Source organism: Methylobacterium sp. J-030 (assembly GCF_022829545.1).
Lineage (GTDB): Bacteria > Pseudomonadota > Alphaproteobacteria > Rhizobiales > Beijerinckiaceae > Methylobacterium.
Window position 1 is genome coordinate 1 of record NZ_JAKSYM010000123.1, and the last position, 18066, is coordinate 18066.

Consider the following 18066-nt stretch of genomic DNA (forward strand, 5'->3'; position numbering starts at 1 on the left):
GATCGCGCTCCTCGCTGCTCTGGCCAGCGTCACCTGCCTTCCCGCCGCTGGACGTGCCCAGAGCACGTCGGAGCCACCTCGGAGGCCAGTGTCGGGAGCTACGTCCGCCGGCGAGGAAGCGGCATCAGCCGTCGATCCAGCCGGTGCTCGATCGCTGCCGACAGCGGGCGGACGCTCAGAAGCTCAAGGAAGGGTCGGAGCGGAAGGCCTTCATGGGGACCTGCGTCACGCCTGAGGATTAAAGCGCGGCTTCAATCAGTCCTTCGGTCGCTCACAGACAGTCACCCCTCGCTGTGCCCCTCGAACGCGTCCGTCCACTGGTTGCTCAGCATCCGCAGCCACATTGTTGCGCCTAGGGTTCGTAGACCGAGGCAGCGTGAGCTCTCAGTCCCCGCCAGTGAGATTGGCGCGGAGCCTCAGTTGTCAGCCTGGGATCACGTCCGGCACGGACCGGGGCGCGACGAAGGCTACGCCAGCCGCATCCTCCCGCTTCCAGACCAAGCGCACAGGTGATGCAGCAGGCTCGTGCCCAATGGCGACGTTGAAGTAGCGCGGCACCGTGGTCCCCGGCACGAACGAGAGACAGGCACCTACAGGCGAGTGGTTCACCACGAGGCAACGAACTTCGGCATCCACACCAGGAAATGCCGCATGCCCTTCAATCGTGGCACGCACTCGTAGTTTTGCGCGGCGCTCATACATTGGGTAAAACTCAGAGTTCGAAAGGGCTTATCCTGTAGGCGCTAACATCGATGTCACTAAAATCGTTCAAATAACGATAGGAACATACTATAAAATTCCTAAATAACGATCTCAAGTTGTACGGGCGCCCAAACCTAAGTCGTGACGCACATCGCACTTAGCAATGAAGCATACCTTTAACCTAATGCGATCCACTGGTTCACACGCTTGATATCATCGTCACCGTGCCATCACCCACGTCGCCGTCCAGGACTTATCGTCGTCCGAGTCCGTTACTTTTATATCCCCAGAAACTTCGCGCTGCTCTCAGACGGCCGCGCGTGCAGATAACGGCCCGTCGTCGCAACCGATGCGTGCCCCAGCGTGGCCTGCACGAGGTGGATCGGTGCCCCGCGATCGAGGCTGTGCGAGGCATGCGCGTGCCGCAGCCAGTGCGCCGAGACCTCGCCCGGCAGCCCGGCACGCGCCGCGGCCGCCTTCACCACCCGGTGGACCGCACTCGGATCGAGCGCCCCGCCCTTCCGCGATAGAAATACGGGCGCGTCGGCCAGCGCCTCGCCGCGCAGAGCCGTGAGCACTTTCCACGTCGAGGCCGAGAGCAGCACCGCCCGCGTCTTGCCCCCCTTGCCGAAGACGGTTGCCTGCCCAGCCTCATCCCGGGCCATGAGATCCCGCCACCGCAACCCACAGACCTCGGAGATGCGTAGGCCACCGCCGTACAGCACGGTCAGCAGCACCCGATTTCGCAGCACGGGCTCTTGCCGGATCATCAGCAGCGCGTCGGCCTCGGCCATGATGCGTTCAGCCAGGGTGTTCTTGATCGGCGGGACCTTCACGGCCGCGCCGATGTTGAACCGCAGGAACCCGACCTCCTGCGCGAAGGCGAACAGGCTCTTGAGCGCCGCCGCCGTCAGAGCCACCGTCGCCGAGGATCCCGGCCGGGCCGCGATGTAGTCCTGCAGGTCGCCCATCCGAACCGAGCCGAGCGGTTTGCCGACGTGCGCCAAGAAGGCGCGAGCCTCGCGCTCGTAGTTCCGGCGAGTGTTCGGGCTGGCAGACCGGGCAAGCCATAGCCGCACCATCTGCGCGTCGTCGTCGGCCTGCGCGGGCGGTAGCGTCTCGACGGGCTCGACGATCGGAACGAGGGCGGTGCTCACGGCAGAGGCTCGCCATACCCAGACAGGGGACGGCCGGCTAGACGGCAAGCGTCGATCCAGAATTGAGCGGCTTCGCGGGTGGGGAACATCCGCTCAAGACCGGCTACACTGACATGCCAAGGCCCGCCGGGGCGCGATTGGGTTGGGCCAGTGATCTCCATGCCCGCGATCCCTTCAGGCTCCGCTTAGATATATAACGCAAGATAATGTCTCTTGTCTTGCGTTCAGAATGATGCCGGATCGGGGGCACCCTCGCAAGCCCGTACCTACGCCAGTACGCAGCGACGTACTTACGTAATGACGTAGTCAGGCGTGAACGCAAGTGCCCACACACTGACGCTGCAGCTACGGCTACGGTCAGCCGGTTTCTCGTTCGAGGTAGGCCATCAGTGCCGCCTCAATTACTTCCTGGTGGCTGGCGTCGCGATCGAACGCGAACCGCCGCAGCCGCTGGTATCGCGGTTCGGACAGCCGGAGCGTGAGCGACTTGGTGCGGGGCTCTGCGTCCGACTGAAGCCGAGGTGCGCAAGCCGGTGGCGCGGCGGGGGCTGCGGCTGGGGTCGGGGCCGGAGCGGCGGGCCTGGATGCCTCGCCCCGCTGCGGCACGTCGGACGGCCGGGGCGCGCCCTTGGCCTGGATGAGCCCGTCGAGGGACGGTGTCTGCTTCGCCGGCATGGTCAACGCCCCGCCTTCGACTTGCCTACGTCCTTACATAGCTGCGTCATTACGTACTCAAGCACTTCCTCCACCTCCCGCGCCGCGGCTGTCTCAGGCTCGAATTCCGTCACCGCCTTGCCTGAGATGGCGGCCGTCGGGAAATCCGTGCGATCGTGGACGACGGTCGGCGCGAGTTTCCCGTGTTTCGCCAGCGCCATCACGGCCTGCATCTGCAGGCGGGTCCGCGGCTTGGCCTGCATCAGTACGAACACGAACGGGCAGCCGGCATCCTCGATCAGCGCCAGGGTATCGCCCACCGCGTCGAGATCGTCAGGGGAGGGGCGAACCGGCACCACCGCGAGGCTGGCATGGCCGAGGAGCGCGCGCAGCTCTGGCCTCACCGACGGCGGGGTATCCACGTACAGGAACTCGATCCCGGCATCGGCCTACCGCTCGGCGCCCGCCGCGAAGTCGACGACCTCGATCCACACGAGGGCGGGTTGCGCGTCCTCGCGTCGGTTCCACCAGCTCGTGAGCGAGCCCTGCGGGTCCGTGTAGAGGAGTGCGGTGGCGTGCCCGGCCTGGTGCGTCGCCACCGCGAGGCTGCGCATCAGGGAAGTTTTACCCGCGCCGCCCTTCTGGCTCGCCACTACCCCGACGTGCATCAGTGCCTCATTGCTTGCTTACGCAATGACGTAGCTGCGTGAGTACGTAGCTGCGTCGTTGCTTCGAATCATCTAGCCGACTGGGGCCGAGCTGCCATCTATCACATCGCCAGCTGCGGGAGCGGTCGGGGTGCGCGAGGCCGGGCGAGCCGTAATGATATGGCCGCCCGGCCGACGTGTCTCTGCGCCAGCAGTTGGCGTTGGCAGCTTACGACGTCGACCACTCGCGCATGACCTCATCCGCCGGACGGTCGAGATGGACCTTGCCGCCCTCGATCGCTCGCACGAAGTCGACTGGGATGAAGTGGTGGAGGCCGCCCGCAGCCGCATCCTTTTTGGTCAGTTTGATCTCACCTTTGTCGACGTGATCGACTGTGCCGACGTGCGTTCCGTCCGAACCGATCACCTCGGCATGCTTCTGGATCTGCGCGACATCAACCATCGGTTTCACTCCCTGTTGGAGCAGCCGTAACCGGTGTCCAAATGGCGATGTTCCGGCTCAGTTGGCTCGTACCGAATGAGCGGGCGCTGGGGCAGGTCATGTACGGGGCAGGGGAGCCACGGTAGGTCACCGTCATGGCGAAAGAAATCCCCGGCGTCGGCGACCTGCGCCTAAAATCCGAGGCGGCAGTGCAACTCAAGGAGCAGGGAGGATGACTACCGAGATCACGGGGGAACTGTGTGGATGAGGCCGAAATTCTCTTGCCACTAAGGCTGCTTGCGCTGCCCAGATTGCCCTGGGTGAGGACGGCATGACCGAAGAGCAGATGGGTGAGCTGCAGGTGCTATCCGATCTGCGTTCCTGGCATCGGAGGCAGATCGAGCAGGCGCTCGGCGATGTCCGTGTCGTGCAAGCACACGAGCAAGCCATCCTTCGGCTCCATCAGCTTAGCGCCATCAAAAGACAGCGCACGACCGAGGACGAGACTGAGCGTCAGCGCGCCCGTGCCGCAAACTCCCACACTGGAATGCCCCAGACCTGACCCTGCTTGGTTCGGTAGCCCGATCCCCGGTCGAACACAATCCGAGCTGGCTCCACTGCCACAGCCTTGCTGCCAGACACCATCAGTACACCGCAGAATTCGACCCGCAGAGTCCCGTGCTCCGGATGGACCGCGAACAACTCGTGCTCCGTCCAGCCGAACCCGTGCGCTGCGGCGCCAAGGCTGCTGCAGAAATCAAGCGCAGCATCTCGGATCGTCACCCAGCGGGTCGGAGAGAGATACCGGCAGGGCGAGGCATGCGGGGACAGGTTCTCGATGGCGCCGTGCCATATGGCGACGGGGTTCGGGATCAGGGTGGTGGCGACACCAGCTGACATACGGCCGAGCTACGCCAGACCGCTTGCATAGGCCATGTGGCTGAAAGCCCGCCCCATCAACCTATCTTGACCCGACCGGGCGCAAGGCGCGTGGCAATCCCCTGAACCACGGACACCATGACCGCCGCTCGCCCGACCCTCGCCGATCTCCGCAAGGCCGGCACGATCAGCAGCACCGAGATCGTCGCGGCTGTCGACCTCTACATGAGGGATCCAGATACCGGTCCGTATCGGTTCGCTAGCGGGCACAGCGTCGACATCGCGGCGGCAGTCGCAGCCTCGCCCGAGATCTCCGTACTCAAGGGTAAGCCCGGCCCGCAGGAGAGGACGTTCCGGAATGCCGTGACAGCCGCCGTCATGGCTGCTCACGGGACGAAGCCCTGAACCGGGCGAGCTGCGATGACATGGTCGCCCAGCTGATGCGATTGGATGTTTAGAGCACAAAAAGCTGTTGCCTCAGGGCTTTCCCCGGGCTGCTCTGCCACGCTGTTGAAGATCCTGCTCAACGCGCTCGCGCCGCATGAGCCTGGCGGCCTCAGCCGCACGACGCTGCCGCGCTCGCCCGCGCCACGCATCAATGACGATGGCCACGACCGCGACCACGATTATCAGACCGAAGACGCCATCGATTACGCCTGTCATCAGCCTGCCTTCCGCTCCCGGAACTGGATCCCGGCCCCGCCGCCGGTCTCGGGGATTAACTTCAGCCCGGCGGTCATGGTGATGGCCATGATAGCGTGAGCAGGGTCGCTACGATTGCGGCTACAAAGCAATCCCCCAAGGCATCTTCGACGCCTGCAGCCTCAAGTGCCCGCGTCGAACTGACGAAGACCATGGCAATGCCAAAGGACACGAGGCGGCGTCCGTTCACATCAGGTCTCTCCGGCGCAGTTTCACGCCCGGCTCGCCGCCGTTGGTGAATTCTACGCCGGCCGCTTCGAGGGCGCGACGTAGCTTATCGAGGGTGTCTACCCGGGTCTGCACAAGCCCCTCGCCTGGCTCCAATCGTTTGATGGTTGGGATGGAGACGCCGGAAGCATCCGCCAATCTTTCTTGCGACCAGCCCAGAAGCGCACGTGCGGCACGAAGCTGCGACCTGTTCATGATGCCTATTAGATCATTTTTGATGCGAAAGGGATTGAAGGCGATTTGCCGCTGCGTATGATCCTAATGGTATCACAAGCGATGCCAAAGGCAACGTTCATGGCCCACCGCACCGTCTCCTGGACCCGCATCGACCGCGCCGGACGCGACAGCCGCCCGCGAATCCCTGCCGGCCTGCTCTCAGCCACCGCCCGCATCGATATGACGGTGCGCACCACCCGCCGCCCGCTCTACGCCGCCGGCAAGTTCGACCGCGCTGCCATCATGTCGGCCGCCGCCAAAGCCGCCCACGCCCATCAGGAGCGTTTCGGCGGCACCTGGGCTGAGGCGATGTCTGTGTGCCTCACCGCCGCGTGGCGTGCCGCCAAGCTCGCACGGCACATGGCCGCGCACTGAGGAGACGCAGTGATGGCTCGCAGATCAGACCCGGAAGTAGATCCGCCTAAAGCGGTCTCTCCAAATCCGCTCGCTTCCCGGCCAATCGCCTATCGCCCAAAAGATGCGGCCACCGTGATCGGCGTGAGCAAGTCCACGATCTACCAGATGATCGCGGATGGGAAGATCCCAGCGCGCAAGTTCGGCGGGGTTACCGTCATCGTCCACTCGGACCTTGTAGCGTTGCTTGAAGCCTTGCCGCTGACCGACTCGGCTGCAAAGGCCCGCGCCTCACCGGACTGACCAATGCTCGCGCCGGGCTGACCAGCGCCCGCATCCCCTTCGCCACCGCAGACCCACAGCCACGAGCCCTCACCGGAGCCCGAACGTTTACGCACGCCTGCATCCCCGATTTCTCGCAGCCCGTCCCGATGCGCAGCACCAGCGTCCGCACGGGCCGCCGCCTCCCCGTCGACCGCCGCTACCGCGACCTGCCCAACGAGCCCCTGCCGGGCGAGATTGAGCCGTGGCAGGCCGTGACCCCGATCCGGCCGGACACCGCGCACAGCCGATCCCTGCGCTTCCTCGATACCGCCGGCGAGTTGCTGGCCGCCGTCGCGATCATCGGCGGCGGCATGGTGCTCACCGGCCTCGCCTCGCTCCTCTGAACCCAACTCGCACCCGAGCGGGCCGGCTGTCCGCGCCCTCAACTCTCGAGGATTTCGCGATGTCCTTCCGTGCCTCCCTCGAGAACCTGATCCGCCGCGATCCGGCCACCAGCCTGCGCGAGCGGGCTGCCGCGATCGCCAGCCGGGTCAGCGAGTTCAAGACAGCCGCCGCCAGCACGACGCCGGCCCCGTTGGCGGACCTCGCCCAGGCGTGGGATCAGGCTGTCATCGACTGGAACGGCATCCAGCCCAAGAGCCAGGCTGAGAACTGGTGCGACGAGCAGCTCGACGAGGCGCTGGACGCCTACGACGCCGTATTCCGGCGGGCGATCGATGAGCCCTCCCGCGACATGGCTGAGCTGCAGGCCAAGGCCCGCCTGCTCCTGCACGACCTGATCGAGCACACCACGGGCCATGACCCGAGCGACGAAGCCACGCTGACCGTCGACGAGCAGTTGACGCGCTTGGTCTTGCGTGAGGTCGCCAGCCTGTCCAGCAGCACGGCGCTGACGCCTTTGTCCGATCCGATCTTCGCAGCCATCAAGACGCATACCGCTGCGCACGATGCGTTCTCGGCAGCCTGCAACCCGGCGGACAAGGTATGGCGCCGACAGCATGGATTGGACACGTCGGCCGAGGCGATGGCGCCCGTCAAAGCCGCCTATGAGACCGCCTCCGCGGATGAGACAAAGGCTTGGCTCGGCCTGTTCAAGGTTCCTCCGACAACACTGCCGGGAGTGCTCGCCCTCATTCGCCATGCCCAGACGCATGCCTCAAACAACGACGGCCTGACCGGAGGGCCTGACATAGACGACGTGTTCGGCGCCATCGCGGACAGCCTCGAAGCCGTCGCCAACAACCCCACCCCCGAACCGACCGACTGGCACGCCCCGCCGCCCGGCTTCATGGCCTACCCGGCGGACGATCCGCAGGGCTTCGTCATCATCCGCGAGGGCCTACGCCTTGAGCTGGAACGCCTACACCGGATCGCGCTGGCCGAGTATGCTCGGAAGGTCGGGCCGGACGCCACGGACGCCAAGCGCGCCCATCTCCGCCGCGAGCTCCGCCTCGCCGTGTTCGAGTCCGCTTCCCCGAACGGTGGCGCCGAGATCCTGGCGCTTGGGATGGACCTCGACGCCGCGCACGTCCGCTGGCGCGCCGCGACACCCGCCTATTGGGCCGCCCAGGCGCATGTCACCCATGCTTGCGAGAGGGCCAAGGCGCGCGGCGGGTCTGCCTACGCGGCAAACGTGGCGGCCTGGAACGCCCCCGGCATCCGCGAGGCTGACGACCTCTTCGAGACCATCGGCGGTGAGCTGGAGCGGATCAGCAAGGCCATCTGGCGCACGCCTGCGCGGACCCCGCTCGGCCTCGCGGTGAAGGCGCGTGCCACGCTCGTCATGGTGTTCATCTCCGGCCAGTACGAGCGCGACAGCCATCTTGGGGAAGGCGAGGACCTGACGGAACAGGCCACCCGGGCGCTGATCGAGGCGTGCTGCGCGCTGGCCGGCGTCGACTGGAAGGGCCAGCCGATCGGGGAGGAACAACGGCCCACGTCCACGTCTCAGTCGGAGTTCGAGGCCGATTGCGCGTGGGCCAAGGCGCAGGCCGCCGACATCGACCTGTCCGGCCTGTCGTTGCTGCAGCTCACCAACCTGTTCGAGAACTTCGTCAAGGCGGCTGACGACTGGCTCAATCTGGATGGGCAGCCATGGCTTGAGCAGAACCCAGACAGCCCCTACCGCACCCCAAACACCGCCGGGCATTTGGTCGACCGCGAGCAGAACCGGGCGGCGTGGATCCGTGATCGCATCATCAAGGAAATGCACAACCGGACCGCGGCCACCGACAGCGAGCGAGACCGTCGGCTCGAAGCGCTGATCCGGTACGAACTGCTTTGTGAGGGCAGCCTTCACCACGCGCCCGAGCTGCGCGCCGAGATCGCCAAGGCTTGGGGCGGCTGCCCACCCCGACCTTCCCCGTAGCCGTGCGTACCGCCCCGGCCGGGCCCCGCCGGGCCTTCCCTTCACATCCCGAGACACCACCATGAGCGACGTGCTCACCTTCACCCCGCGTCCGCAGCCGGTCGCGATCACTCTCCCCGCGCCGCTCGCCGGACCCGAGCTACGCGCCAGCCTGGAGGAGGCGGCACAGATCGCCCTCGACGCTGCCGACCGCATCATCGCCGTGCTGGACAGCATGGACGGCGACGCGGACCTTGAGGACGGCGGCGACGCAGAACCGTCCCTGGCCGCTCCCGAGAACGCCACCGGCAGCCAAGTCACGTGGATGCGCGGGAACGATCAGGACCACGAGGTTGAGGCGCTCGAGACCAGGTTGCCGGAGGTGGCGGCCGAGCCGATGCCCGAGGCCGACATCTTGCCCTGGTGGGGGCGCGGCAATGTCATCGCGGCGGCCGGCACGCTGATCCTCGACCTTCTGGAGCGCGCGTAGTGCGAAAACCGCGATATAACCTCACTGAGTTTGTGTGCTCGGTCGACCCTTATGGGTCGAAGGGTTTCCCGACGGTGATTTAGCCGCCCATTCCGGGTCGGAGCGGGGACCCCCCGATGCGTCGGTCGATCCCTGCAACTGGCCTGGAACTAGGTCGGTCACTCGCGACCAAGCTTGCGAGCCGCAGAATACCGCAAGCATGCAACCCTTCAGGTTCAGCACCGACGGCTGGTCACTCCACACCGTGACGTCGTAGGACTTGCCGTTGTCTGCGTTGTAGATCTTACCTTCGAACCGTCCCTCGGCATTCTGCTTCAATCCTGCCAGCAGTTGATGGCCGAGCTGGGGGCGTCCCTGCTTGGCGGGACTTGGATTGTAGCGATCGACCTTCGGCTTGCCGCTCTCGTCCAAAGGCTCTTTTCCCCAAACGACGAAACCACAGAGCCGAGTGGCGTCTGAACCGCATCGCTCGGTTCGTATACGTGCCCGGCCGTCCTCGGTTAGCCACGTGCCAAACGGTTCGGCCGCCCGCGCCGTGTCGCAGCGTGCGCCAACGCAGGCTGCCAAACCTACAAGGGCGGCTGTGGCGAAGCGGATCGGGATGATACTCATGCTTTGCTCTCCGTTTGCGCGTATCGCACTGAATTGCCCCAGCGCCATCGCGCGACCGGTCTCATACGGCCGGTACGGCGCGTTGGGTGGGGGTTGGCCCTGGTCGCGGTAGGTTCGGCGCTAGATCGGCTTGCCCCTCGGCGGGGCGAGCGCGAGGCGTTCGCCCACCAGGGCGCGCAGGCGGCCCATGAGGGTCTGTGAGTCATGATCGGGCAGTACCGCTCGGCTGAGGAGCGCCCCCTTCATGAACGTGGTGACGTCGAGGCAAAGCGCAGCTACGTCGCAGCCCGGCGCAGCGAACCGTGGGACAGTGAGCAGGAACCAGTCGCGGAAGCCGATTTCCTGGGCGTCGGACAGTGCGCGCAGCGCGGGGATGCGGCGCACCTCGGACCAGAGATCGACGGCTAGGACTGCGCGCTCGACCGCGGCATCAACGAAGTAGCGCTCGATGACGTGGAAGATGATCTCCAATTCGTCGTGCGTCTCGGCCATTGCCGCAATCTCGGCCGCGGCGGCATCGCGCTGACGGGCGGCACAGGCCAGGACGATCTCCTCCTTCGAGCTGAAGTAGCGATAGATGTTGCCCTGACTCATGGTGGCCTCGACGGCGAGGTCCTGCATTGTGGTGCGATGGAAACCCTGGCGGACGAAACAGGTCTCGGCGGCGTCCAGGATCCGGGCGCGTCGCGCGGTTTGGCCCGTCGGGCGCGTGGGTATGTCGGCTAAGGCGACGGGCAAGGCAGAGGCTTTCCGAACTGAAAACTCATGTAGTGAGAATGACCGCTCACTCATGGCGGAATTACGGCCTTGGTGACGGCGGCGAACTTCCATCGGATTGTGCCCCGACGGTGCCGGCACTGTGGTCCGCGGCGCAATCAAGGGACCTCTCTATCCACGGAGCCTTAGCGCGGCTCCGACTTCGCCGACGACCGGCTGCTGCGCCTGATGCGCCGTTAGCTCGCCTGACACGAGGCTATTGCCGCGCTGCTGCCGGGCACCCCCGAGCCCGAGCACGTCAGGCAGGTGCGGGCGATGCTTCAATCAACGGCATCAGGGAGCAAGGATAGCGTTGCTGATCTGTAAGAACCTAGCAAAAACTATACAGCAGGCAGCAACCAGACGGTTGGCGGCCAAGCCGAAGTTCCTCGCCCGGCTGTGCGACCGCGGCCTGTGCACCTGTGGGATCTGCATCGGTATGGCTGACAGCCGCATAGATGACGACGTCAAATATCAGATCAAAATCACAGCAGAGGATGAGGCGACGCACTCCACTCTGGACCGGATCGCCGGTCAGGCGCTGGTGCTGTCGGAACTACTCGACGATCTAGACACAGCGAGCGCAGCAAGGCTACGTCCCACCTTGCGGATCCTGTTAGAGGGGGTGGGCCGGATCATCGCTTCGGAGATGGTGATGGACCCAATCGAGTCTGACTTTGAGTGGGTTAATCTACACTGATCCCACTGGTCCCTGTTCGATATTCGCCAAATGGATCTTAGCCGCAGCCCTCACGATCGAGAGAACGTTTTTACGCATGGTCTCGTCGGTGATGCTCGTGAAATCCGCGACCAACTGCATGACCTGCGGATCGTCGTAGAACGTCCGAACGTCGCCCGCGTCGGCATCGTCACCCAACCGGCTGGCGAAAAACGTCTCAACAGGTACCTTTAGCAGATCGGCCATGGTCTGTAGCCGCCCGGCGCCGATACGGTTGCGGCCCTTCTCGTACTTCTGCACTTGCTGAAAGCTGACCCCGATGGCTTCGCCCAGCGCGGTCTGGCTGAGTCCCTGCGCGATCCGGAGTGCCGCAACACGGCTGCCAATCGTGCGGTCGACCTCAGTTGCGGATTTCGGCGCTTTCGTCGTCATCGTGGAGGTAGCCTCAGAGTGCGACGGATGAAGAGCGGTCGCTGTGTACGCGCGGGCCGTTACGCACCTGAGGATTGTACACGGGCATACCATGCAACCGCCATCTCACCGAGGCAACACCGTCTTGGGATGTGAAATGGCAAGGTAACACCTCTGTGATCGCGGGTGTCGCAATGGCTATAAGAGCGCGATGCCACGCCGGTCCTGCCAATACCCGGACAACTGTCGTGCCGCCGGTCGTGGTGGCCCCTGTCGAACCTGTGACACGGAGGCGATCGCGCGCCGCGCCGTTCTACTGCGCGAGCGCATTGCCGCGAACCGAGCCGAGGGGCGGCCGCCGTATGCTCGACGCACCGCTCAAGACGGGGACCAGGAACGTGGATCCAGCCTCGAACCTTCTGAGGTCAGCTACTCTGCAGCCGCCCCGACGCTGTCGGCCATCTTCGCGCCTCGCGTGCCGAGAGGCTGAGGCTCGCCGACGGTGGTATCCTCTGCCGTTTGGTGCTCCATCTCGGCGTTCACCTGCGCGCCCAGCAGCACGATCGTCGTCGAGATCCAGATCCAAGTCATGAACCCGATCGCCGCGCCAAGCGAGCCGTAGGTCTTGTTGTAGCTGCCGAAGTGGGCGACGTACCAGGAGAACAGCAGCGAACCTCCGAGCCAGAGCACCGCCGCCACGGCACCTCCTCCCGTGACCCAATGCCAACGCGGCGCGTCACGGCTCGGACCGTAGCGGTACAGCACCGCCAAGCCGCCGAGCACGGCAAGCAGGAGTACGGGCCAACGCAGCAGCGCCAGCCACCAAGCGTCCTTGCCGATGCCGATGAATTCGAACGCGACCGGCAGCACGACGACCGCGACGAGCGCTAGGATCAGGAACAGCAGCGCGCCAGCGGTGAACGCCAGCGAGACGAGGTTGAGCACGACGAAGTTGCGCTTCTCGCGCTCGTTGTAGACGAGGTTGAGCGCGTCGAAGATGTGCTTCATGCCGCCGTTGGCACTCCACACCGACAGGGCGACGCTCAGGAGCAGGCTCAGGCCGAGCGTCGCATTGCCCTTCTCGTTCAGGTTCTTCACTTGGTCGCTGAGGATGTCGAGCGCACCCTGGGGCAGGATCCCTTGCAGGCTGGCGAGCTGGTCGTTGATGGTCGAGGCATCGGCCACGAGACCGTAGATGGACACCAGGGCGGCGATGGCGGGGAAGATCGCCAGCAGCGCGAAGAAGGTCACGCCGGCCGACACCAGCATGATCCGGTTCTCGCCGACATCCCTATAGGTGCGCAGCGCGATGTCCTTCCAGCCTTTGGCCGGGATCTCGGTCGGCCGTGTGGCCTGGCGTCCGCGATCGGCCTGAGTGCGGGCTACCTCGTGGGCCTCTTGGCCAGAATGTGAGGGCGACGCCTGCCGTGCATCGCCTTCACCCTGGGCGCCGCTGGGCTTGTGCGTCGTCGACCGCCTCGGCAACGCTACGAGGCCGAGAAGGGCGGTGGCGAGCGCCAGCGTCCAGACTGTCGAAGCTTGTCCACTAGGCTCGTGGGATGGTCCGGGGTTCGAGGGGATAGGGGCCATAGCCGGTTCATTGCCTCGCGGACGGATACTGAAGATCGCCGCCACAACGACACGCCGTCAAACTACGTTGCGGCAAATGCCCCATTATTTCTGGGGTTAAGGGCGAGCAGAGCGGTCAGGAGGCTCACAGCAGCCGCTCCGCCTCATCCTCCTGATCCGCCGACTTGAGGTTTAGCCACACGCGCATGGTCTTGCTCGACCTGAACTGAACGCCTCGCTTGGCCTCGACGGCAACGGCTTGGCCCGTGCGCGGGTTGCGGCCGGTGCGAGCCTTGACCCCCCGCGTTGAAAAGGCACCGAAGCCGCGCAGCTCGACGCGGTCGCCGTCCGCCAGGGCGTTAACCATCCTGTCGAGAATGGTAGCCACCACCGCTTCGACGTCCTTCGCGTAGAGGTGCGGGTTCTGCTCCGCGATGCGGGCAACAAGCTCGGACCGGATCATGCGGCATCGATGCTGTAGAGGAGTGGCTTCCGCAATCCAATCTGGACTGCTGTGCAGCCTTTCGGGCATGCCTCGGTATCTGCGCACGGTTCAGTTGAGGGTCGCTCGTTGAGATCAACTAACAGACTGCCCGAGCGGTCGTTCACCCTCGTCCTTTGGCTCGTCGCCCTCGCCTTCGCTGGCTTCCTGATCGGACTCGGATCGCTTGTCGTCGGCGACCTGCCTCAGGTCGAGCATCGCTACACCCTCGATCAGTTCCTCGACCGTGGGCAATCGGACGCGACCGCCGCTGCGCTGAAGCAGGTTCGTCGCGAGCGCGCCGACAATCAGCAACAAGCGGAGCGGACACAACTCGCCCTGGACGCAGCGCGCTCCGCCTCTGAAGCCTCGCATGAGACCTTCGCCAACTGGTTGAAGACCCGCAATGCTACACAGCGCGTCGATCAAGATCCCGGCCTCATCGCACGCACGCAGCAACTCGATGCGCTCAAGGCCGCCGAGCGGACGGTCGACGAGCAGCAGGAAGGTCTGGCCAAGGCGGATCTCGGCCTCGCGCAGCGGGAGACCGAGCTGGAGGCTACAGACAGCGAGCAACGCGCCGCGGGCCAGCAGAAGCTCGACGCGGCCGAGAGCGGGCAGGAGCTACGCGTCTTCGCCTACCGCCTTGCCCTGACCCTGCCGCTTCTCGCAATCGCGGGCTGGCTGCTGCTAAAACGGCGACACACGCGCAACTGGCCGTTCGTCTGGGGCTTCGCGCTGGCGGCAGCCTTCGCGTTCTTCGTCGAGCTGGTGCCGTACCTGCCGAGCTATGGCGGCTACGTTCAGTACGGCGTCGGGGTAGTGGTCACGCTCGTGGCGGGTCGGGCGGCGATCAACGCCCTGCAGGCCTATCAGGAGCGACAGCGGGCGGCCGAGGCACGACCCGACGAGGAGCGGCGAACCGAAATCGCGACCGATCAAGCGCTGCTCCGCCTCGCCAAGAAAGTCTGCCCGGGCTGTGAACGGCCGATCGATCTCACGAACCCGGAGGCCAATTTCTGTCCGCATTGCGGGATCGGCGTATTCGAGCGGTGCCCGACCTGCGATCACCGCAAGAGCACCTTCGAGCGGTTCTGTTACGCCTGCGGCAACCGCGCGAGCGAGGTCGCTGCGCCGGTCGCCTGACGAGGTCAGCAATGTCGGCCGCTCAGTGCGGCTTTGCCTGTCCGCCTGGCGCCCAGCCGTGGGCTTGAACCGCTTTGACGATCTTGCCCTGCATCTCAGGCATCACCGACTGCATCCACTGCTGCATGCCAATCAGCTGAATCTGAGCGAGCTGTGGTTGCGCCGCCGCGAGGTGCTTGCCGGTTGGCGTGGCGTAGAAAGCGGCGATGGCCTGTAGATCGTCCTTGCCGAGAACCGCGGCGAAGCCCCGCGCTTGGAGGTCGAGCAGTTCATCGTAGTGCGCGGCCAGCGTCGGCAGCACGACCTCCTGGACCAACACCTGCGCCTTGTCGGGCTCCTTGATACCGATCTGCTGCATCATACCGACCATCGGTCCGGCCATGGCGCTGAGCGTCGCCGTGCGGTCGCCCTGCATCTGCGCCACCGTCTCCCGCGCGACCTTCACGAGAGCCGGATCCGGAGCGGTCGTAGGGGCAGGCTTCTGGGCTGATTGAGCCAATACGGCGCGAGGCAGTGCCGCCCCGAGGCACAGGCCAACGAGAAGGGTCGAGAGGCGCATGAGACGGTCCGCTTGCTTTGGTGACGCGATCTGGCTGTGTTGCAGTCGGCTGGCTCAGAAGCATACGGCGGCATTGATCGATGTCGATCGCTGGGATGCCAAAGTTGACTTAGCCGTGTGCGCCAGCCGAGATGGGCGGTCACGGCCATGCCCGCCTCGGCGAGTCGTGGCCGCCATTCAGGAGATTATCGCCGCGAGATAGACCCTGAAAAGCCAACAGCCCCTTCCCGGCAAGGAAGAGGCTGCTGAAAACCTGGGGCCTTATGGGGCCGGCTGATACCTCCCCACAAGCCATGATCTCCCCTCGGGAGTCAAGCGAAAGCACCGCTTTTCGCACCGGGGAAGCTTTGCCTGGACCCTAGCCGCGGCCCGTGAGGGACCGGGATTGATGTTTCACGCCAACATGCGGTCGGCGATCGAGGGCGCGCGCACGCTCGCGCAACGCGACGACCTGTCGCGCACCATCTGGCAGGCCCACGCCGCCGAGACCGTCACCGATACGGAGGCGTAGGGCCTCGCCGAGCTGCTGCACAACCGCCGGAGCGCGATCCGCGAGGCCGTGGCGCCTGTCGGCATCCCGCTCGGCCGAGTGACGCTGTTCCCGCCGAAGCGCCTCCAGCGGGCTCCTGAGCGATCCGTGGCGATCGAGCGCCGCCGCCGGCTGGCCTGCTCCGGTCCGATGCCGCCTGCGCTCGCCAGCAGGTTCACCACCGGGCAACTCGCGGTCCTGCGGATCGTCGGCGACGAGATGGCCCGCAACGGCGCCTGCGGGCTGTGCATTGACGCTATCGCGGCGCGGGCCGGCGTCTGCCGGCGACTGGCGCAGGGCGCGATGATCGATTGCCGGCCCTTGCGGGCCGCTGACGGGTGTGTTGAGAACTTTGTGGCGTTCGAGCGCGAAGTGATCCGGCGGATCGGGCGCCCCGCCATCATCTCGGCCGGCCACTACGAACAAACCGACATAAGCAACCACTTGTTAACCGGGACGCTGCGTGCACTTGCGGTGCTTGAACACGCATAAGTTGTTTTTTCGCGGATGTGAGCGCAAGGATACTTTCCGCTTAAAGCAATCAAATGATGAGATTTTGTGACTTATTTCAGAAATTGACTAGGTTAATCGTTAAGTAAGGACCTTACAGCAGTATTTCGGTGCAGATCTTAGCATCACGTGATGCACAGGCGGTGAAGCTCCGGAAAGTGGGTCCATGAAGCGCGAGTGTCAGGCATGTAGGGACGGCAAACCATTGCCGTTCGAGTTCACGATGGCGTTCCATCCCATCGTAGACGTCAGTCGGGGCACGGTCTGGGGCTACGAGGCTCTGGTCAGGGGCACTGAGGGGCAGGGCGCCGGGCAAATCCTCAGCATGGTCGACGAGAGCAACCGCTACAAGTTCGACCAGGCCTGCCGCGTCAAAGCAATCGAGCTTGCCGGCCAGCTGTTTCAGGATGCCGAGACACGGCTGTCGATCAACTTCATGCCCAACGCCGTCTACGAGCCGGCTGCCTGCATCCGTGCGACGCTCGATGCCGCCCGTCGGGTCGGCTTCGCACATCGGCAAATCATGTTCGAGTTCACCGAGAACGAGCGCATGACGGACGTCGCCCACGTCCAGCGGATCATCGCGGAATACCGCAAGCACGGCTTCGCGACCGCCCTGGACGACTTCGGTGCGGGCTATGCTGGGCTGAACCTGCTGGCGAGCTTCCAGCCCGACTTCATCAAGCTCGACATGGAGCTGATCCGAGGGATTGCGACCTCCCCAGCGCGGCAGACCATCGTGGCCAGCGTGATCATGATGGCCCGTCAGTTGGGCGTGGCCGTGATCGCAGAAGGTGTCGAAACGGAAGCCGAAATGACCACCCTTCGTGCGGCCGGGATCCAGCTGTTCCAAGGCTACCTGTTCTGCAGGCCTGCATTGGCTGGCCTGCCGGCGGTTCGGTTTCCCGTGATCTTCGCCTCGTCGGCAGAAGCCGTCGCTCAGTTCTACGCGGCTTGAGGATCACCTATACACCCATCGGGCCGACCCCGTACCGTAGCATAGGTTCAAGAGCGGCTTCCATAGCACATGTCAGCGATGATGATGGGCCGGAGCCAAATCCGCATGGTTCGATCCGATGGCATCCGGGTTGACGGTATTGCTCTCGGGGCATGTATTTCAGGTGCTGAGACGATGTCGGCCTCTGCGCGACTGGCCTCTCCGGGCATAGAATCATGAGCGAAGGCATCGTGCCGCTACGCCAGAAAGGTGAGGCGAGTTCAGCGCTCGACCGCTTCGACATCGCTGCAGTGGCGCTCCTCATCGGCGACCAAGCGGCAAGCCTACAAGCGGCCCGGGCAGTGGTGATCCTAAACGACCTCCGAGCGCATCGGGGTCAAATGACGGCGGTGCTCGTGGATGTGCGCGGCCGCGAGCCGACTGGTGACCCTCTGATCGACGAGGCCAACGCCAACTTGGTCACGGCGATCAACTCCTGCATCGTACAGATCGACCTGTTCATCGCCCGTGGGCAGCTTATCCTGAAAGAGGCCGCTCCATCGGGAGCGAACCACCCCGAGGTACCGAAATAGGCGCTGGCATCCATTACTGCCGATAGCGTTCGGCGAGGGTCATCAGCGCCTGGGCGAGCTCCGTGAGGTTGGCCGAGGCGGATTCCACCTGCCGCGTGCCGGCCGCGGTCTGCTGGCTCGCCTGCCGGATGTTCTGGAGCGCGCCCATCACCTGCTCGATCCCGAGCTGCTGCTGGTTCGT

27 protein-coding genes and 1 pseudogene are annotated in these 18066 nt (G+C 64.9%); 15 read left to right on the forward strand and 13 right to left on the reverse strand.

All coding sequences use genetic code 11. The features are described from left to right. The first annotated feature begins 143 nt into the window (after window positions 1–143). Complete coding sequence (locus MKK75_RS36325) at window positions 144–242, forward strand: PsiF family protein (RefSeq protein WP_409567533.1); 99 nt, start codon at window positions 144–146, stop codon at window positions 240–242. A 738-nt stretch (window positions 243–980) separates the two neighbouring features. Here MKK75_RS36325 and MKK75_RS06795 read toward each other — a convergent pair. The 5 genes from MKK75_RS06795 to MKK75_RS06815 form a co-directional block, all read right to left on the reverse strand. After that, window positions 981–1859: a tyrosine-type recombinase/integrase gene (locus MKK75_RS06795; RefSeq protein WP_244041850.1), complete on the reverse strand. Its 879-nt coding sequence runs from the start codon at window positions 1857–1859 to the stop codon at window positions 981–983. A gap of 357 nt (window positions 1860–2216) precedes the next feature. Beyond that, window positions 2217–2534, reverse strand: a complete 318-nt coding sequence (locus MKK75_RS06800) for a hypothetical protein (protein ID WP_244041851.1) — start codon at window positions 2532–2534, stop codon at window positions 2217–2219. A 2-nt stretch (window positions 2535–2536) separates the two neighbouring features. Next, window positions 2537–2917, reverse strand: a complete 381-nt coding sequence (locus tag MKK75_RS06805; protein ID WP_244041852.1) for a hypothetical protein — start codon at window positions 2915–2917, stop codon at window positions 2537–2539. A gap of 45 nt (window positions 2918–2962) precedes the next feature. Next, window positions 2963–3181 carry a ParA family protein gene (locus tag MKK75_RS06810; protein ID WP_244041853.1) on the reverse strand — a complete coding sequence of 73 codons (219 nt, stop codon included), beginning with the start codon at window positions 3179–3181 and terminating at the stop codon, window positions 2963–2965. 208 nt (window positions 3182–3389) lie between these two features. Further along, window positions 3390–3623 (reverse strand): DUF2171 domain-containing protein, encoded by a 234-nt coding sequence (locus MKK75_RS06815; RefSeq protein ID WP_244041854.1) that lies wholly within the window; start codon window positions 3621–3623, stop codon window positions 3390–3392. A 310-nt stretch (window positions 3624–3933) separates the two neighbouring features. Here MKK75_RS06815 and MKK75_RS06820 point away from each other — a divergent pair, with 310 nt between their 5' ends. From MKK75_RS06820 to MKK75_RS06830, 3 genes are all read left to right on the forward strand, one after another. After that, window positions 3934–4164 (forward strand): hypothetical protein, encoded by a 231-nt coding sequence (locus MKK75_RS06820; protein ID WP_244041855.1) that lies wholly within the window; start codon window positions 3934–3936, stop codon window positions 4162–4164. A 455-nt stretch (window positions 4165–4619) separates the two neighbouring features. Next, the gene (locus MKK75_RS06825; protein ID WP_244041856.1) at window positions 4620–4886 is read left to right on the forward strand and encodes a hypothetical protein; all 267 of its coding nucleotides are present in this window, start codon (window positions 4620–4622) and stop codon (window positions 4884–4886) included. A gap of 105 nt (window positions 4887–4991) precedes the next feature. Further along, a complete protein-coding gene (locus MKK75_RS06830) occupies window positions 4992–5243 on the forward strand; it encodes a hypothetical protein (protein ID WP_244041857.1) in 252 nt (83 codons plus the stop codon). Window positions 5244–5369: 126 nt separating this feature from the next. Here MKK75_RS06830 and MKK75_RS06835 read toward each other — a convergent pair whose 3' ends face one another. Continuing rightward, window positions 5370–5606 (reverse strand): helix-turn-helix domain-containing protein, encoded by a 237-nt coding sequence (locus tag MKK75_RS06835; protein WP_244041858.1) that lies wholly within the window; start codon window positions 5604–5606, stop codon window positions 5370–5372. Between the two features lie 99 nt (window positions 5607–5705). Here MKK75_RS06835 and MKK75_RS06840 point away from each other — a divergent pair, with 99 nt between their 5' ends. The 5 genes from MKK75_RS06840 to MKK75_RS06860 all read left to right on the forward strand — a co-directional run bounded on the left by MKK75_RS06840 (window position 5706) and on the right by MKK75_RS06860 (window position 9103). Further along, window positions 5706–6002 carry a hypothetical protein gene (locus MKK75_RS06840; protein WP_244041859.1) on the forward strand — a complete coding sequence of 99 codons (297 nt, stop codon included), beginning with the start codon at window positions 5706–5708 and terminating at the stop codon, window positions 6000–6002. A gap of 12 nt (window positions 6003–6014) precedes the next feature. After that, window positions 6015–6284, forward strand: a complete 270-nt coding sequence (locus MKK75_RS06845) for a helix-turn-helix domain-containing protein (protein ID WP_244041860.1) — start codon at window positions 6015–6017, stop codon at window positions 6282–6284. Window positions 6285–6412: 128 nt separating this feature from the next. Continuing rightward, window positions 6413–6649 carry a hypothetical protein gene (locus MKK75_RS06850; RefSeq protein ID WP_244041861.1) on the forward strand — a complete coding sequence of 79 codons (237 nt, stop codon included), beginning with the start codon at window positions 6413–6415 and terminating at the stop codon, window positions 6647–6649. Window positions 6650–6840: 191 nt separating this feature from the next. Further along, window positions 6841–8634, forward strand: coding sequence for a hypothetical protein (locus tag MKK75_RS06855; protein WP_244041862.1), 1794 nt, complete (start codon window positions 6841–6843; stop codon window positions 8632–8634). Between the two features lie 61 nt (window positions 8635–8695). Beyond that, window positions 8696–9103 carry a hypothetical protein gene (locus MKK75_RS06860; RefSeq protein WP_244041863.1) on the forward strand — a complete coding sequence of 136 codons (408 nt, stop codon included), beginning with the start codon at window positions 8696–8698 and terminating at the stop codon, window positions 9101–9103. Between the two features lie 21 nt (window positions 9104–9124). On the opposite strand, the gene MKK75_RS06865 is transcribed toward MKK75_RS06860, so the two are convergent. Next, window positions 9125–9715, reverse strand: a complete 591-nt coding sequence (locus tag MKK75_RS06865) for a DUF2147 domain-containing protein (RefSeq protein WP_244041864.1) — start codon at window positions 9713–9715, stop codon at window positions 9125–9127. Between the two features lie 120 nt (window positions 9716–9835). Further along, window positions 9836–10546 (reverse strand): helix-turn-helix domain-containing protein, encoded by a 711-nt coding sequence (locus tag MKK75_RS06870; protein WP_313901835.1) that lies wholly within the window; start codon window positions 10544–10546, stop codon window positions 9836–9838. A gap of 238 nt (window positions 10547–10784) precedes the next feature. Between MKK75_RS06870 and MKK75_RS06875 the strand changes: the two genes are divergently transcribed. After that, the gene (locus MKK75_RS06875) at window positions 10785–11171 is read left to right on the forward strand and encodes a hypothetical protein (protein WP_244041866.1); all 387 of its coding nucleotides are present in this window, start codon (window positions 10785–10787) and stop codon (window positions 11169–11171) included. Here the strand turns inward: MKK75_RS06875 and MKK75_RS06880 are convergent. The 3 genes from MKK75_RS06880 to MKK75_RS06890 all read right to left on the reverse strand — a co-directional run bounded on the left by MKK75_RS06880 (window position 11163) and on the right by MKK75_RS06890 (window position 13593). Continuing rightward, window positions 11163–11582, reverse strand: a complete 420-nt coding sequence (locus MKK75_RS06880; protein ID WP_244041867.1) for a helix-turn-helix domain-containing protein — start codon at window positions 11580–11582, stop codon at window positions 11163–11165. The genes MKK75_RS06875 and MKK75_RS06880 overlap by 9 nt on opposite strands. 408 nt (window positions 11583–11990) lie before the next feature. Then, a complete protein-coding gene (locus tag MKK75_RS06885; RefSeq protein ID WP_244041874.1) occupies window positions 11991–13151 on the reverse strand; it encodes a YihY/virulence factor BrkB family protein in 1161 nt (386 codons plus the stop codon). Between the two features lie 124 nt (window positions 13152–13275). Next, window positions 13276–13593, reverse strand: coding sequence for an HU family DNA-binding protein (locus MKK75_RS06890; RefSeq protein ID WP_244041868.1), 318 nt, complete (start codon window positions 13591–13593; stop codon window positions 13276–13278). Between the two features lie 108 nt (window positions 13594–13701). On the opposite strand from MKK75_RS06890, the gene MKK75_RS06895 reads away from it, so the two are divergent. Further along, window positions 13702–14757 carry a zinc ribbon domain-containing protein gene (locus MKK75_RS06895; protein WP_244041869.1) on the forward strand — a complete coding sequence of 352 codons (1056 nt, stop codon included), beginning with the start codon at window positions 13702–13704 and terminating at the stop codon, window positions 14755–14757. A gap of 22 nt (window positions 14758–14779) precedes the next feature. Here the strand turns inward: MKK75_RS06895 and MKK75_RS06900 are convergent, their stop codons facing one another. Continuing rightward, on the reverse strand, window positions 14780–15202 hold the full coding sequence (locus MKK75_RS06900) for a DUF2059 domain-containing protein (RefSeq protein WP_244041870.1): 423 nt from the start codon (window positions 15200–15202) through the stop codon (window positions 14780–14782). A gap of 502 nt (window positions 15203–15704) precedes the next feature. Here MKK75_RS06900 and MKK75_RS35645 point away from each other — a divergent pair. The 4 genes from MKK75_RS35645 to MKK75_RS06915 all read left to right on the forward strand — a co-directional run bounded on the left by MKK75_RS35645 (window position 15705) and on the right by MKK75_RS06915 (window position 17885). After that, window positions 15705–15827, forward strand: a complete 123-nt coding sequence (locus MKK75_RS35645; RefSeq protein ID WP_279593657.1) for a hypothetical protein — start codon at window positions 15705–15707, stop codon at window positions 15825–15827. A gap of 126 nt (window positions 15828–15953) precedes the next feature. Next, window positions 15954–16337, forward strand: coding sequence for a hypothetical protein (locus MKK75_RS06905; RefSeq protein WP_244041871.1), 384 nt, complete (start codon window positions 15954–15956; stop codon window positions 16335–16337). Between the two features lie 184 nt (window positions 16338–16521). After that, the gene (locus MKK75_RS06910; RefSeq protein ID WP_244041872.1) at window positions 16522–17313 is read left to right on the forward strand and encodes an EAL domain-containing protein; all 792 of its coding nucleotides are present in this window, start codon (window positions 16522–16524) and stop codon (window positions 17311–17313) included. A 215-nt stretch (window positions 17314–17528) separates the two neighbouring features. Next, complete coding sequence (locus tag MKK75_RS06915) at window positions 17529–17885, forward strand: hypothetical protein (RefSeq protein WP_244041873.1); 357 nt, start codon at window positions 17529–17531, stop codon at window positions 17883–17885. Between the two features lie 13 nt (window positions 17886–17898). On the opposite strand, the pseudogene MKK75_RS06920 reads toward MKK75_RS06915, so the two are convergent. Further along, a pseudogene (locus MKK75_RS06920) lies at window positions 17899–18066 on the reverse strand (chemotaxis protein); the annotation flags it as partial.

Bases quoted from the DNA above. Each gene is read 5' to 3' on its own strand.
- MKK75_RS06800 (WP_244041851.1), bottom strand. From the start codon at position 2,534: ATGCCGGCGAAGCAGACACCGTCCCTCGACGGGCTCATCCAGGCCAAG.
- MKK75_RS06810 (WP_244041853.1), bottom strand. From the start codon at position 3,181: ATGCACGTCGGGGTAGTGGCGAGCCAGAAGGGCGGCGCGGGTAAAACT.
- MKK75_RS06815 (WP_244041854.1), bottom strand. From the start codon at position 3,623: ATGGTTGATGTCGCGCAGATCCAGAAGCATGCCGAGGTGATCGGTTCG.
- MKK75_RS06820 (WP_244041855.1), top strand. From the start codon at position 3,934: ATGACCGAAGAGCAGATGGGTGAGCTGCAGGTGCTATCCGATCTGCGT.
- MKK75_RS06825 (WP_244041856.1), top strand. From the start codon at position 4,620: ATGACCGCCGCTCGCCCGACCCTCGCCGATCTCCGCAAGGCCGGCACG.
- MKK75_RS06835 (WP_244041858.1), bottom strand. From the start codon at position 5,606: ATGAACAGGTCGCAGCTTCGTGCCGCACGTGCGCTTCTGGGCTGGTCG.
- MKK75_RS06840 (WP_244041859.1), top strand. From the start codon at position 5,706: ATGGCCCACCGCACCGTCTCCTGGACCCGCATCGACCGCGCCGGACGC.
- MKK75_RS06845 (WP_244041860.1), top strand. From the start codon at position 6,015: ATGGCTCGCAGATCAGACCCGGAAGTAGATCCGCCTAAAGCGGTCTCT.
- MKK75_RS06850 (WP_244041861.1), top strand. From the start codon at position 6,413: ATGCGCAGCACCAGCGTCCGCACGGGCCGCCGCCTCCCCGTCGACCGC.
- MKK75_RS06860 (WP_244041863.1), top strand. From the start codon at position 8,696: ATGAGCGACGTGCTCACCTTCACCCCGCGTCCGCAGCCGGTCGCGATC.
- MKK75_RS06865 (WP_244041864.1), bottom strand. From the start codon at position 9,715: ATGAGTATCATCCCGATCCGCTTCGCCACAGCCGCCCTTGTAGGTTTG.
- MKK75_RS06870 (WP_313901835.1), bottom strand. From the start codon at position 10,546: ATGGAAGTTCGCCGCCGTCACCAAGGCCGTAATTCCGCCATGAGTGAG.
- MKK75_RS06880 (WP_244041867.1), bottom strand. From the start codon at position 11,582: ATGACGACGAAAGCGCCGAAATCCGCAACTGAGGTCGACCGCACGATT.
- MKK75_RS06885 (WP_244041874.1), bottom strand. From the start codon at position 13,151: ATGGCCCCTATCCCCTCGAACCCCGGACCATCCCACGAGCCTAGTGGA.
- MKK75_RS06890 (WP_244041868.1), bottom strand. From the start codon at position 13,593: ATGATCCGGTCCGAGCTTGTTGCCCGCATCGCGGAGCAGAACCCGCAC.
- MKK75_RS35645 (WP_279593657.1), top strand. From the start codon at position 15,705: ATGTTTCACGCCAACATGCGGTCGGCGATCGAGGGCGCGCGCACGCTC.
- MKK75_RS06910 (WP_244041872.1), top strand. From the start codon at position 16,522: ATGAAGCGCGAGTGTCAGGCATGTAGGGACGGCAAACCATTGCCGTTC.
- MKK75_RS06915 (WP_244041873.1), top strand. From the start codon at position 17,529: ATGAGCGAAGGCATCGTGCCGCTACGCCAGAAAGGTGAGGCGAGTTCA.